The organism is Mycobacterium sp. ACS1612, assembly GCF_001667505.1.
GTDB lineage: Bacteria > Actinomycetota > Actinomycetes > Mycobacteriales > Mycobacteriaceae > Mycobacterium.
Map to the genome: position 1 here is coordinate 155,155 of NZ_LZHZ01000018.1, position 12,687 is coordinate 167,841.

Here is a 12,687-nt window from a genome sequence, read left to right on the forward strand (position 1 = left end):
CCGGAACGGCTCCCGGCGCGGCGGCTACATGAGATGCTGACCGCGCCATGCCCAAGAAGTATGGGGTCAAAGAAAAAGACCTCGTGGTCTCGCATGTCGTCAACCTGGTGCTGACTGGCAAACTCCGCTCGGGGGACCGAGTTGATCGCAACGAGATCGCCACCGAACTAGGACTGTCGCGCGTCCCGATCCAGGAGGCGGTGGTCCAGCTCGAACATGACGGGATCCTGTCGACGCAGTACCACCGCGGCGCGTACGTCGAACGATTCGACGATTCGGTGGTGCGCGAACACCACGAACTCTACGGCGTGCTCAGCGGTCTCGCCTCGGCCCGCGCGGCCGTCGACGGGCAGCCGCGGATCCTCGACCAATTGGCCGTGCTGGTGGAGGCGATGCGCAGCAGCAAAGACTCGCGCACGTTCCAGGAGACGGCATGGCAGTTCCGCAACCTGATCAACGACGAATACGCGGGCCCGCGACTGCAGGCCGCGATCCGCGCGTCGCAAACGTTCATCCCGCGCGGGTTCTGGCTGAGTTACCTCAACAACCACGACGAGATGCTGCCCTTCTACGAAGCCGAGACGTCCGCCATCCAACGCCGTGATCCGGACGGGGCGCGGGCGGCCTGCGCTGAGCGCTCCGAAGCGATGGGCCGAATCCTGCTGAACGAGTTGGTGCGGCGGGGTGTTTTGCGTCCGGCAGGCGCGCCCATTGCGTTCTAACTGAGCGCAACGCGATTCCGGGGGGCGCCTGCCGGATACCTTGCTCTGATGACCGCCGTGAAGACCTTCGTCGTCACCCTGGTCGCGCTGTTGATCTGTAGCCTCGGCCTGGCTGCGCCTGCGGCCGCCGATCAATGCGCGCCGCCGGGGATCCAGAGTGCCAGCGCGCTGCCGACCAATCTCGCGAAGGCCGCGACGGGTCCCGACGCCGACAAGTACACGACCGCGACGGTCGAACCGCTGTCCGCCGTCAACGTGAACGCGCTCGGCCTGAGCGTGCCTGGCACGCTGACCGTCGGGACGCTGTCCGATGCACCACCGAGCATCTGTATCAACTCCGCGGGCCAGTTCACCGGCTTCGACAACGAACTGCTGCGTGCGATCGCGGACAGGCTCGGGTTGAAGATCAACTTCGTCGGCACCGAGTTCTCCGGGCTGCTGGCTCAGGTCGCGTCGCGGCGCTTCGACGTCGGCTCGTCGTCGATCACCACCACCGACGCCCGCCGCAAGACCGTCGGCTTCACCAACGGTTACGACTTCGGCTACTTCTCGCTGGTGGTGCCGTCCGGTTCGCCGATCACCGGGTTCGACAAGCTGGCGGCGGGCCAACGCATCGGCGTGGTGCAGGGCACCGTGCAGGAGGCATACGTGATCGACGCGCTGCACCTGCAGCCGGTGAAGTTCCCCGACTACAACACCGTCTATGCCAGCCTCAAGACCCGGCAGATCGACGCTTGGGTGGCACCCTCGCAGCAGGCGTCGGGCACGGTTCAGCCCGGCGATCCGGCGCAGATCATCGAAAACACCTTCAGCTTGGACAATTTCGTCGCGTGGGCGGTGGCTTCGGAGAACAAGCCGTTGATCGACGCGCTGAACTCGGGGCTGGACGCCATCATCGCCGACGGCACCTGGGCACGGTTGTACTCCGATTGGGTGCCGCGTGCGCTGCCGCCGGGGTGGAAGCCCGGGTCGAAGGCGGCGCCCGTGCCGCAGTTGCCGGACTTCGCCGCGATCGCGGCGCAGAACGAGAAGCCGGCGACGGGTGCTGCCGCGCCGAAGTCGACCCTGTCGCAGCTGAGGGATTCGTTCCTCAACTGGGATCTGTACAAGCAGGCGATCCCCGACCTGTTGAAGACCGGGCTGCCCAACACGCTGATTTTGACCGTCTGCGCAGCGGTGATCGGGCTGGTGCTCGGTATGGCATTGGCGGTTGCGGGGATATCTCGGTCGCGGTGGCTGCGGTGGCCGGCCCGGGTGTACACCGACATCTTCCGCGGGCTTCCGGAAGTGGTGATCATCCTGTTGATCGGGCTCGGCGTCGGGCCGGTGGTGGGCGGGCTGACGGGTAACAATCCGTTTCCCCTCGGCATCGCGGCGCTGGGTTTGATGGCCGCGGCGTACGTCGGGGAGATCTTCCGGTCCGGCATCCAAAGTGTGGAGCCCGGTCAGCTCGAGGCGTCGCGCGCGCTGGGCTTCAGCTACACGTCGTCGATGCGGTTGGTCGTCGTACCGCAGGGCGTGCGGCGGGTGCTGCCGGCGTTGATGAACCAGTTCATCTCGCTGTTGAAGGCCTCGTCGCTGGTGTACTTCCTCGGGCTGGTGGCCAATCAGCGCGAGCTGTTCCAAGTCGGCCGAGATCTCAACGCGCAGACCGGAAACCTGTCACCGCTTGTCGCGGCGGGGTTGTTCTATCTGCTGCTGACGGTGCCGCTGACGCATCTGGTGAACTTCATCGACACCCGGTTGCGGCGCGGCCGCGAACCAGGGCGCGAAGATCCGCTCGAGTTGTCGACGTCGCAGGAGATGATCTGATATGGCCGCTGTGAGCCTGAGCGCCAACGACATTCACTTGTCGTTCGGGCCGAACGCGGTGCTGCGCGGCGTCGACCTCGACGTGCCCGCCGGCACCACCACGGCGGTGATCGGACCGTCGGGGTCGGGAAAGTCGACGCTGCTGCGGACGCTGAACCGGCTCTACGAACCGGACAAGGGCGACATCCTGCTCGACGGGCGGTCGGTACTCGCCGACAATCCCGACGAGTTGCGCCAACGCATCGGCATGGTGTTCCAGCAGTTCAACTTATTCCCGCACCGCAGCGTGTTGGACAACGTGACGTTGGCGCCGCGCAGGCTCAAGCGCCTGGACGCGGAGCAGGCGCGTGAGTTGGCGTTGGCGCAGTTGGACCGCGTCGGGTTGAGGAACAAGGCCGATGTGCGACCGGGCACCCTTTCCGGCGGGCAGCAGCAGCGGGTGGCGATCGCGCGGGCGCTGGCGATGTCGCCGCAGGTGATGTTCTTCGACGAGGCGACCTCGGCGCTGGATCCGGAACTGGTCAAGGGCATCCTGGCGTTGATCGCGGATCTGGGCGCGGACGGCATGACGATGGTGGTCGTCACACATGAGATGGGGTTCGCGCGGTCGACGTCGGATTCGGTGGTGTTCATGGACCACGGTCAGGTGGTCGAATCGGGTCCGCCCGAGAGGATTTTCGAGGCCGCCGAGACCGACCGGTTGCAGCGATTCTTGTCGCAAGTTTTGTGAGCCTAATTGACGCGCATTCACATGTGGCAGCCTCCGACAGGTTAGACTGGCGAATTATGGGGGAGACCGATACCCAGGTGGGCGAACTCGCTGGTGAGCTGCAGCGCGTGCTTTCCAAGGTGTTCTCGGTGCTGCGTCGGGGCGACACCAATCGGAACGAGGCCGGGGACCTGACGCTGGCTCAGCTGTCAATTTTGCTGACGTTGCTCGATCAGGGCCCGATCCGGATGACGGAACTGGCTGCGCATGAACGTGTGCGCACGCCGACCACCACGGTGGCCATCCGTCGGCTGGAAAAGTTGGGCTTGGTGAAGCGCTCGCGCGATCCGTCGGATCTGCGGGCCGTCCTTGTTGACATCACGCCGAAGGGGTTGGCGCAGCACCGCGAGGCGCTGGCCGCGCGGCGCGCGCATCTGGCGACGCTGCTGGCGAAGCTGTCGCCGGAGGATCTCGAGACGTTGACCAAGGCGCTGGTCCCGTTGGAGCGGTTGGCCGAATAGCTCTGGGTGGGTTCAGCCAAGCCAGTCGAGCACGGCAGCCGCGGTCCACGACTGCTGCATGCTGCCCAGCGGTTCGCCGGTGAAGGGTTCGTAGTACTCGGCGAAGGTGCCGTCGCTGGCCTGTCGCAGGCCTTCGCGTTTGAGCATCAGCGCACGTTCGGACCATCCGCGCCGCGCGAAGCACCACGAGAACAGCCACGTCATCACTGGCCACACCGGGCCACGCCAGTATTCGCGGGACCGGAAGTCGCGCGAAACGGCTGAGGTCGACGGGATCAACGCGTACCGCATATCCGGATGCCCACAGAACCGCGGCCCTTCGAGCAGGCGCAGCAGGGTGCGCTCCTTGTCGTGCGGCAGTCCGCCACACAGCAGCGGCGCGAACTGCGCGACCGTCTCAGCGGCCACCCATGCGTCGGCGCGTAAGTCGAAATCCCTTGCGGCGCCAGTGCGTTCGTCAGTGGTTTCGACGACGCCCCTGCGGAACCGCTCTGCCCACGCATACAGGTCCTTGACGTCGGCGTTCGGCCGTTTGTAGTCCTCGCCGATCTCGGCGAGCACCGTGCACGCCACCGACAAGATGGCCGACACGAATACATCCTCGACCGCGAAACTCATCACCTTGGGCAGCAACTCGTCGTCGTATCGAACCGACTTCATCTCCTCGAGCAGCCATAGATAGCGGTCGTACTCCAGATCCGACGGCCGCTGGCTGGCGTCGGTGACGATGGTGTTGTCCTCGCGCTGATACTCCGGCACATTGCCTGGAACCACGTTGGCGTACGCGCTGTCCCAGCGGGGCGAGTTGTCCATGCCCGACTCCCAGCCGTGGTACAGGGTGACGCGGCCGCGCGACTTCGGGTCGCGGGCCTCGGCCAGCCAGCGGTGCCAGCGCACGAGGTCGGCCCAGCGGCGATCGAGGAATGACTCGGCGACCGCACGGGTGGACCGGCCACGGGAGCGCGCTTGGTCGAGGATGCGCTGCACGGCGATCGCGTGCACCGGGGGTTGGGTGATGCCCGACGTGTGCCGGCTGCGCGGTGCGTTGGCGGCGAGCGCAGAGGTGGCCCAGCGGGCGGGTCCAGGGAAGTAGCCGTCGACGCCGTTCGCGAAGACGATGTGCGGGATCATGCCGTTACGCCACTGCGCTGACAGCAGCGTGTCCAGTTCGACAACGGCGCGCTCGACGCTCAGCGGCGCCAGCCCGATCGCGACGAACGCCGCGTCCCAACTCCACATGTGTGGGTACAGCAGTGGCGCCGCGGTGGTCATGGTGCCCAGGTCGTTGCCGCGCAGCAGATACGCGGCGCGGGCAGCGAGCTGGGTCGGCGCGAAGCTGTGGTCGGGTGGCATCCGTTCAATAATGCGACGCGTCGCTTCGAATCGCAGATCGGTACGGTTTGGACATGCCGACCGCGATGATCACGGGCGCAAGCGGTGGCCTCGGTGCGGCGATCGCCGAGGCGCTGGCGCCGACACACACGTTGTTCCTGGCGGGCAGGCCGTCGTCGAGGCTCGACGACTTGGCGGCCAGGTTCGGCGCCACGACATGGCCGGTCGATCTGGCCGACGTCGACGAGATCCCGGCCGCCGTCGAGCCGATCGATGAACTGGACGTGCTGATCCACAACGCCGGCGTGGCGTTCCCGGGGCGGGTCGCCGAGTCGAGCATCGACGAGTGGCGAATGACCATGACCGTCAACGTGATTGGTGCGGTGGCGCTGACGCTTGAACTGCTGCCCGCGCTGCGGGCCGCCAACGGTCATGTGGTGTTCATCAATTCGGGCGCGGGCATCAACGCGTCACCGGGTCTGGCGTCGTACACGGCTTCCAAGTTCGCATTGCGCGGGTTCGCCGAGTCGCTGCGCAGCGACGAACCGTCGCTGCGGGTGACGTCGGTGCATCCGGGCCGGATCGCGACCGTCATGCAGGAAGGGTTGGTCGCCTACGAGGGCCGCGATTACGACCCGTCGCATTACCTGAGCCCGGGGACGGTCGCGCAAGTGGTCGCGGATGCAGTCAATGCACCGGCCGATGCGCACATCCACGAGGTCATAGTCCGGCCGCGGTGAGCCATGGCTACCTCACTGGCCGCCCGAGGATGACTTTCGTTGTGGTGACGGCGAGTTTGAGCATGCCGACTCCAGTGGCCGGGTTGAGCAGCGTCGGCCACTTGGTGCGCGCCCTGTGCTCATCGAGCGGACGCCCGTCGAACCGCTCGCGAAGCCAGCGCAGTGCCGTCGGTGCCGACAGCGGATGCAACAACAAGTGCTCGCAGAACCGGTCCCGGTGATAGGTGACTGCCGCGCCGCCATCGTCGTAGGTCTGCACCAGCGCGTCGATGTCGTCGACACTGATGATTCCGTCGTGCACGGCCTGCACGACCAGCACTGGCACGTCGGGGATCGACTTACCGAGCTTGGTTTCCTCGAAAATGTGGCGTACCTCGGGAAGATCCCAGAGTTCGTCGGCGGACATGTCGACATACGAGCCGATGTCCACCCCGCGCAGTCGCCACAACGCCTCGGCGGTCGTCATCGTGTGCAACTCGTCGAGCAGGGCTTTGCCTTCCGCGGTGGCATGCTCGTTGACGACTTGTTGTGCGCCGGGGAAGACGTGGGTCAGCGAGGTGATCATCAGCGCGGCGAGACCGGCGAAGAAGCTGCAGTTGAGGCGCCGAGCCACGCTGCCCGGATCTCCGACCGGTGAACCGAGAACCGCACCGACGACGTCCAGTTCGGGGGCGTAGCCGCCGCGGAGTTCGGCCGCCCACGCCGAGGCCAGGCCGCCGCCGGAATACCCCCACAGCGCCACCGGTGCGGAGGGCCGCAGACCCAACCGCTCCTGCTGCAAGGCCGCGCGAACTCCGTCGAGGATCCGGTAACCCGGCTCGCGCGGAGCGCCCCACATGCCATGGCAACCCTCATGATCGGGCACCGACACCGCCCAGCCCTCGGCCAGTGCCGCCGCTACCAGTAGGTACTCGGCCTGGGTGAACGCGCCGACAGGGCGCGCGCCAAGGCGCATTGCGTGTGAGGGGAAGCACCGGGACGTCACCGCGTCGATGGCGCACTGATAGGACAACAGCGGGTAAAGCCGTGCGGGTTCGGGCTGGGCAGGGATCAAGACCGTCGTGACGGCAACCTCCGGTTCGCCGTGCAGGTTGGTCGTGCGGTACAGCAACTGAGTCGCGGTCACCCGTTGCGCGATGACGCCGAGGAACCCGATCCGCACATCGCGCGAGCGCAGGACCGTTCCGGGGTCGGCCTCGGCGTATCCGGGCGGCGGGTCGTAGAACGGGTCGTCGTCGGGCGTGACCGAGTACTCCGCGACGCTGGCAGGGCTGTTCACGCCAAATGCGATACCCGCGGTATCGCATTCTCAACCGTCGCAGAGTGGTTGGGTGCACAATTCGCTATGAGCACCATCAAAGACACCGCCGAACGATTCTTCAAGGCGTGTGAAACCGGAAAGGGTTGGCCGGGGTGCGAGCCCTACTGCCATCCCGACGCGACATTCGAGGCGCAGACAGACGCGCTGGCTGACGTGACGACGCTGCAGGCCTACACCGAATGGATGAAGGGGCTGATGGCGATCCTTCCCGATGGCAATGCCGAGGTCCGGTCGTTCGCCATCGACGAGGACCGCAACAACGTCGCCGTGTTCGGCGTGTTCCGCGGCACGCATACCGGCGATGGTGGTCCGGTGCCGCCGACAGGCAAGTCCGCCGCGGCCGACTACGTCTACGTGATGGACTTCGACGGCGACAAGATCCGGCATATGACGAAGATTTGGAACGACGGCATCACGATGCGCCAACTCGGCTGGGCGTAGCGAAAAGGCACCTGTCTTTTTGCGGCCGCCGGGCGCTCCACCTACACGACGATGTTGACCAGCCGCCCGGCCACGACGATCACCTTCTTCGGCGTCGCGCCGTTGATGAAGGCCTGCACCTTGTCGTCGGCCAGCGCGGCTGCCTCCAGCGCGTCGGCGTCGGCATCCGCAGGCACCGTCACACGCCCGCGCACCTTGCCGTTCACCTGCACCGGGTACTCGACGGTGTCCTCGACGAGGTACTGCGGATCGGCAACCGGGAACGGCCCATGCGCCAACGACGTGTCGTGCCCCAACCGCTTCCACAGCTCCTCCCCGAGATGCGGAGCCAACGGGGCGACCATCAACACCAGCGGCTCCAACGCTGCCCGCGACCGCACCCCGTTCTTGGTCAGGTAGTTGGTGTACTCGATCAGCTTGGCCGCCGCGGTGTTGTTGCGTAGCGCCGCGTAATCCTCCGACACCCCCGCGATCGTGCGGTGCAACTGCCGCAGCGTCTCGTCGTCCAGCGCCTCATGCTCGGCGACCCGCACCGTGCCGGACTGCTCGTCCACCACCAGCCGCCACACCCGCTGCAGAAACCGGTATGCCCCAACGACATCCTTGGTCGCCCACGGCCGCGATGCCTCCAGCGGACCCATCGACATCTCGTAGACCCGCAACGTGTCCGCGCCGTAGCTGTCGCAGATCTCGTCAGGCGACACGGAGTTCTTCAGGCTCTTGCCGATCTTGCCGAACTCCTGGTTCACCTCGATCTCGCCGTCGGGGCCCGGCCAGTAGAATCTGCCATCACGCTCGACGACCTCCGCCGCAGGCACGTACGCGCCACGCGCATCGGTATACGCGTACGCCTGGATGTAGCCCTGGTTAACCAGCCGCCGGAACGGCTCCTTCGACGAGACATGGCCGAGGTCGTGGAGCACCTTGTGCCAGAACCGCGAATACAGCAGATGCAGCACGGCATGCTCGACACCGCCGACATACAGGTCGACGCCGCCCGGGTCCTTCGCGCCGTGCTCGGCAGGCCGCGGCCCCATCCAGTACGCCTCGTTTTCCTTGGCGCACATCTCTTCTGAGTTGTGGGGGTCGGTATACCGCAGCTCATACCACGAACTGGCGGCCCACTGCGGCATCACGTTGGTGTCACGGGTGTACGGCTTGAGCCCATCACCGAGATCCAACTCGACGTGCACCCAGTCGGTCGCCTTGTTCAGCGGAGGCGACGGCTCGCTATCCGCGTCGTCGGGGTCGAACAGCACCGGCGAGTAATCCGGCACATCCGGCAATTCGACCGGTAGCGCCGACTCCGGCAGCGCGTGCGCGCGGCCGTCGGCGTCGTACACGATCGGGAACGGCTCACCCCAGTACCGCTGCCTGGCGAACAACCAGTCACGCAGCTTGTACTCGATGCGTGACTGGGCCCTGCCCTCGGCCGACAGTCGTTCGGTGACGGCCTCCTTCGCCGATGTGACCGACAACCCGTTGAGATACTCTGAGTTGACGATCTCGCCGTCGCCGTTGTACGCTGCCTGCGAAATGTCGCCGCCCGCAACGACTTCGACGATCGGCAGGCCGAACTCGGTGGCGAACTCCCAGTCACGCTGATCGTGTCCGGGCACCGCCATGATCGCGCCGGTCCCGTAGCCGATCAACACATAATCGGCGATGAACACCGGGATCTGCTGCCCGTTGGCCGGATTCGTCGCGTAGCTGCCGACGAACACACCTGTCTTGGTCTTGTTCTCCTGGCGTTCCAGGTCGGACTTCGCGGCGATGGTGGCCCGATACGCGGCCACGGCCTCCGCAGGCGTCGCGGCGCCGAACGTCCAGCGTTCGTCGACACCCGCCGGCCATTCGGCCGCGGTCAGCTTGTCCACCAGATCGTGCTCCGGTGCCAGCACCATGTACGTCGCACCGAACAGCGTATCGGGCCGCGTGGTGAACACCTCGATGTCACCGGCCTCGGTGGCGAACAGCACCGAGGCTCCCGTCGAGCGACCAATCCAGTTGCGCTGCATGGTCTTGACCTTCTCCGGCCAGTCCAGCAGGTCGAGGTCGTCGAGCAGGCGATCCGCGTAGGCGGTGATGCGCATCATCCACTGCCGCAGCCTCTTGCGGAACACCGGGAAATTGCCACGCTCGCTGCGCCCGTCGGAGGTGACCTCCTCGTTGGCCAGCACGGTGCCCAACCCCGGGCACCAATTGACCATCGAGTCGGCCAGGTACACCAGCCGATACGAGTCGATCACGTCGGCTTGCTCACCGACCGACAACTCCGACCAAACCCGGCCGTCGTCCAGAGTCCTTGTCCCGGAATCGAATTCAGCCACCAGGTCCGCGATCGGCCGCGCCTTGTTGGCCGCCCGGTCGAACCACGCGTTGTAGATCTGCAGGAAGATCCACTGCGTCCACTTGTAGTAGTCGACGTCGGTGGTGGAAAAGCTGCGACGCGTGTCGTGCCCGAAGCCCAGCCTGCCGAGCTGGCGGCGGAAGTTGGCGATGTTCGCCTCGGTGCGGATCCGCGGATGCGTGCCGGTCTGAATGGCGTACTGCTCGGCGGGCAGGCCGAACGCATCGAAGCCCAAAGCGTGCAAGACGTTGTGCCCCGTCATCCGGTAGTACCGGGCGTAGACGTCGGTGGCGATGTATCCGAGCGGATGCCCGACATGCAGACCCTCGCCCGACGGGTACGGGAACATGTCCTGGACGAACATCTTGTCGGCGGGCACCGACGAGCCGTCCGTCGGCGCCAGGGAGCCCACCGGGTTGGGTACTTCGAAAGTCCCGAGCACGTGCCACCGCTCCTGCCAGGCGTGCTCGATCTGTCCGGCCAGCTCCGCGGTGTAGCGGTGCTGCGGGGTGTCGACCTCGGGCTCTGTCACGTGAACAGGGTATAAGCCGCCGACGGCGGCTTCGCGGGCCACGGGTTGGTCTCGGTTCCATTGCGGAGCGGTCAGAGGTTGGTCCCAGGACGGTCCCGGCTCTGGTGGCTAACGCTGCGCGCGGGATACGGTCGGCGCCTGACTGGGATATGACGCACCCCGACGCACGTGGAAGGACCGCCGTCGATGAACGAGATCGCCCGCCGCTGGCGGCTTCTGGCAGGTGGCACGGCAGCCGGTGTAGCTGCCGTCGTCGGCTTCGCCGGAACCACCGCATCAGCAGAGCCGGTGTTCCCGCAACCGTCGTTGCCCATGCCCGCGACCGTCACCCAGACGGTCACCGTGGCGCCCAACGCCGCGACGCCCCAGATGCTCGGCCAACCCGCCGTGGCGCCCGCCACAGCAGCACAGGTGGCGGCGGTGCCGGGCGGCATCGAGGTTCCGGCGGTGCCCGCCCCGCCGCCCGTGACGATCACGCCCGCCGCGTCGGGCACCCTCGCCGAGTACTTCAAGTCGAAGAACGTCGCGATGGAGCCGCAGAACAGCCGCGACTTCAAGGCGCTGAACATCGTGCTGCCGATGCCGAAGGGCTGGTCGCAGGTCCCGGACCCGAATGTGCCCGACGCGTTCGCGGTGATCGCCGACCGGGTCGGCGGCAACGGGCTGTACTCGACCAACGCGCAGGTCAAGGTCTACAAGCTGGTCGGCGACTTCGACCCCAAGGAGGCCATCAGCCACGGCTTCGTCGACAGCCAGGTGCTGCCGGCGTGGCGGGCCACCGACGGTTCGCTCGCCGACTTCGGCGGGTTCCCGTCATCTGTCATCGAAGGCACCTACCGCGAGAACTCGATGACGCTGAACACGTCGCGACGCAACGTCATCGCCACCGCGGGCCCCGACAAGTACCTCGTATCGCTCGCCGTGACGACAAGCGTCGACCAGGTCGTCGCGGCGGCGGACGCTACCGACGCGATCGTGAACGGCTTCAAGGTGAGCCTCCCCGGGCCACCGACCCCGGCACCACCGCAAGCCCCCGTGCCGGGCCTGCCCCAGTTATCGGCGCTTTCGCAGCCGACGGGGCAAACGGGATAGTCGTCGTCCCCCGGGCGAAGCCTGGCGCCCGGGGGACGGCCTCATTCGGCAGACTGGCCACCGGGCTCGTATTGTGTGGCGCATGCTGATCGCCGCGGTGCTCTGTTTGTGCGCCGCCGTCGCGACCGCCGGACTCGGCGTCTGGCTGCTGACCCGGCCTCGCTCCGGTGACTACGTGCGCCAGGTGCTGCGCGGCGTCGCGCCGATCCAGCTGGCGGCCGCGGTGATGCTCGCCGCAGGCGGCGCGGTCGCGCTGTCAGCCAAACCGCAGACCGGACTGGTGGTGATCATCGTCTGCGTCATCGGCGCGATCAGCACCGTGGCGGCCGGCTGCTGGCAGAGCGCCAAGGTGGTCGCTGCGGGGCAGGCCGCGGCGCCGGACTGCGCAGGCTCCTGCGCGAGTTGCACGCTGTCCTGCAAGTGATTTCAGTTGCGGCTGACGTCGATCGGATGGCTGGCCAGCAGCGACAACGGCAACGGCTGACGGCGTAGCACGCGGGACCACAGATCCACCCGCGGCTCGACCAGCACGTCAGATGGCAACGCCGACAGCACAATCCAGTCGTCGCGCTCGATCTCGCCCTCCAGTTGACCGATCGTCCAGCCTGAGTAACCCGCGAAGATTCGCACGCCTTCGACCACCGGAGCGATCACGTCGGGATCCGCGTCGAGGTCGACCATCACCATCCGGCCCTGCACATGCCGCAGCCCCGGCGTCCCGTTGGCTTCCATGCCGACCCGCAGCGTCGCCAGGCACAGCGCCGCGTCGCGCTTCACCGGCCCGCCGATGAACATCGTCTTCGGCTTGGCGGCGAGCTTGGCCCATTGCGGCAGCACGTTGTAGACCGCGGTTTCGCTGGGCCGGTTCAGCACCACTCCGAGGGTGCCGCCGTCGTTGTGCTCGACGATGTAGATGACGCTGCGGCGAAACGTCGGTTCGAGCAGATCCGTGTTGGCCAACAGCAAGGTTCCCGCACGCACCCGCTGCGCCGCAGGAGCGACGAAGTCCTCGGGATCTTCTGAGTGCGCCACATCACCATCATGTCACCGGCAACGGGTCGTCGGGGGAACAAGCGCGGCCCGCCGAGATATTTGTACTGTGGGTCGGGTTGCCG

Annotated in this window: 12 protein-coding genes; 8 read left to right on the top strand and 4 right to left on the bottom strand. The window is 66.6% G+C overall.

From position 1 onward, the window contains the following. The first annotated feature begins 47 nt into the window (after nt 1-47). Genes A5724_RS06490 through A5724_RS06505 form a run of 4 tightly spaced genes read left to right on the top strand, consistent with a single transcriptional unit; the run spans nt 48 to nt 3,764 of the window. A complete protein-coding gene (locus A5724_RS06490; protein WP_067798010.1) occupies nt 48-722 on the top strand; it encodes a GntR family transcriptional regulator in 675 nt (224 codons plus the stop codon). Between the two features lie 48 nt (nt 723-770). Next, nucleotides 771-2,534, top strand: a complete 1,764-nt coding sequence (locus A5724_RS06495; RefSeq protein ID WP_067798013.1) for an ABC transporter substrate-binding protein/permease — start codon at nt 771-773, stop codon at nt 2,532-2,534. Between the two features lies 1 nt (nt 2,535). Then, nucleotides 2,536-3,264, top strand: coding sequence for an amino acid ABC transporter ATP-binding protein (locus A5724_RS06500; protein WP_067798016.1), 729 nt, complete (start codon nt 2,536-2,538; stop codon nt 3,262-3,264). A 56-nt stretch (nt 3,265-3,320) separates the two neighbouring features. Continuing rightward, nucleotides 3,321-3,764, top strand: coding sequence for a MarR family winged helix-turn-helix transcriptional regulator (locus A5724_RS06505; protein ID WP_067798019.1), 444 nt, complete (start codon nt 3,321-3,323; stop codon nt 3,762-3,764). Between the two features lie 12 nt (nt 3,765-3,776). Here A5724_RS06505 and A5724_RS06510 read toward each other — a convergent pair whose 3' ends face one another. After that, nucleotides 3,777-5,117: an amylo-alpha-1,6-glucosidase gene (locus A5724_RS06510; protein WP_067798022.1), complete on the bottom strand. Its 1,341-nt coding sequence runs from the start codon at nt 5,115-5,117 to the stop codon at nt 3,777-3,779. A 53-nt stretch (nt 5,118-5,170) separates the two neighbouring features. Here A5724_RS06510 and A5724_RS06515 point away from each other — a divergent pair, with 53 nt between their 5' ends. Continuing rightward, the gene (locus tag A5724_RS06515) at nt 5,171-5,836 is read left to right on the top strand and encodes an SDR family oxidoreductase (RefSeq protein ID WP_067798024.1); all 666 of its coding nucleotides are present in this window, start codon (nt 5,171-5,173) and stop codon (nt 5,834-5,836) included. Nucleotides 5,837-5,843: 7 nt separating this feature from the next. Here the strand turns inward: A5724_RS06515 and A5724_RS06520 are convergent, their stop codons facing one another. Continuing rightward, nucleotides 5,844-7,115 (bottom strand): lipase family protein, encoded by a 1,272-nt coding sequence (locus tag A5724_RS06520; protein WP_232004726.1) that lies wholly within the window; start codon nt 7,113-7,115, stop codon nt 5,844-5,846. 66 nt (nt 7,116-7,181) lie between these two features. Between A5724_RS06520 and A5724_RS06525 the strand changes: the two genes are divergently transcribed. After that, on the top strand, nt 7,182-7,598 hold the full coding sequence (locus tag A5724_RS06525) for an ester cyclase (RefSeq protein ID WP_067798031.1): 417 nt from the start codon (nt 7,182-7,184) through the stop codon (nt 7,596-7,598). Between the two features lie 41 nt (nt 7,599-7,639). Here A5724_RS06525 and leuS read toward each other — a convergent pair whose 3' ends face one another. Continuing rightward, on the bottom strand, nt 7,640-10,480 hold the full coding sequence (gene leuS / locus A5724_RS06530) for a leucine--tRNA ligase (protein ID WP_156752159.1): 2,841 nt from the start codon (nt 10,478-10,480) through the stop codon (nt 7,640-7,642). A 186-nt stretch (nt 10,481-10,666) separates the two neighbouring features. Here leuS and A5724_RS06535 point away from each other — a divergent pair, with 186 nt between their 5' ends. After that, nucleotides 10,667-11,572, top strand: coding sequence for an LpqN/LpqT family lipoprotein (locus tag A5724_RS06535; protein WP_067798338.1), 906 nt, complete (start codon nt 10,667-10,669; stop codon nt 11,570-11,572). A gap of 82 nt (nt 11,573-11,654) precedes the next feature. Beyond that, complete coding sequence (locus tag A5724_RS06540) at nt 11,655-11,996, top strand: hypothetical protein (protein ID WP_067798037.1); 342 nt, start codon at nt 11,655-11,657, stop codon at nt 11,994-11,996. Between the two features lie 2 nt (nt 11,997-11,998). Here A5724_RS06540 and A5724_RS06545 read toward each other — a convergent pair whose 3' ends face one another. Then, nucleotides 11,999-12,604 (bottom strand): YqgE/AlgH family protein, encoded by a 606-nt coding sequence (locus tag A5724_RS06545; RefSeq protein ID WP_067798040.1) that lies wholly within the window; start codon nt 12,602-12,604, stop codon nt 11,999-12,001. Between the last annotated feature and the right edge of the window lie 83 nt (nt 12,605-12,687).

What these genes read in the sequence shown, in the direction of transcription:
- A5724_RS06490 (WP_067798010.1), top strand. Translation starts at nt 48, where the DNA reads ATGCCCAAGAAGTATGGGGTCAAAGAAAAAGACCTCGTGGTCTCGCAT.
- A5724_RS06495 (WP_067798013.1), top strand. Translation starts at nt 771, where the DNA reads ATGACCGCCGTGAAGACCTTCGTCGTCACCCTGGTCGCGCTGTTGATC.
- A5724_RS06500 (WP_067798016.1), top strand. Translation starts at nt 2,536, where the DNA reads ATGGCCGCTGTGAGCCTGAGCGCCAACGACATTCACTTGTCGTTCGGG.
- A5724_RS06505 (WP_067798019.1), top strand. Translation starts at nt 3,321, where the DNA reads ATGGGGGAGACCGATACCCAGGTGGGCGAACTCGCTGGTGAGCTGCAG.
- A5724_RS06510 (WP_067798022.1), bottom strand. Translation starts at nt 5,117, where the DNA reads ATGCCACCCGACCACAGCTTCGCGCCGACCCAGCTCGCTGCCCGCGCC.
- A5724_RS06515 (WP_067798024.1), top strand. Translation starts at nt 5,171, where the DNA reads ATGCCGACCGCGATGATCACGGGCGCAAGCGGTGGCCTCGGTGCGGCG.
- A5724_RS06525 (WP_067798031.1), top strand. Translation starts at nt 7,182, where the DNA reads ATGAGCACCATCAAAGACACCGCCGAACGATTCTTCAAGGCGTGTGAA.
- A5724_RS06535 (WP_067798338.1), top strand. Translation starts at nt 10,667, where the DNA reads ATGAACGAGATCGCCCGCCGCTGGCGGCTTCTGGCAGGTGGCACGGCA.
- A5724_RS06540 (WP_067798037.1), top strand. Translation starts at nt 11,655, where the DNA reads ATGCTGATCGCCGCGGTGCTCTGTTTGTGCGCCGCCGTCGCGACCGCC.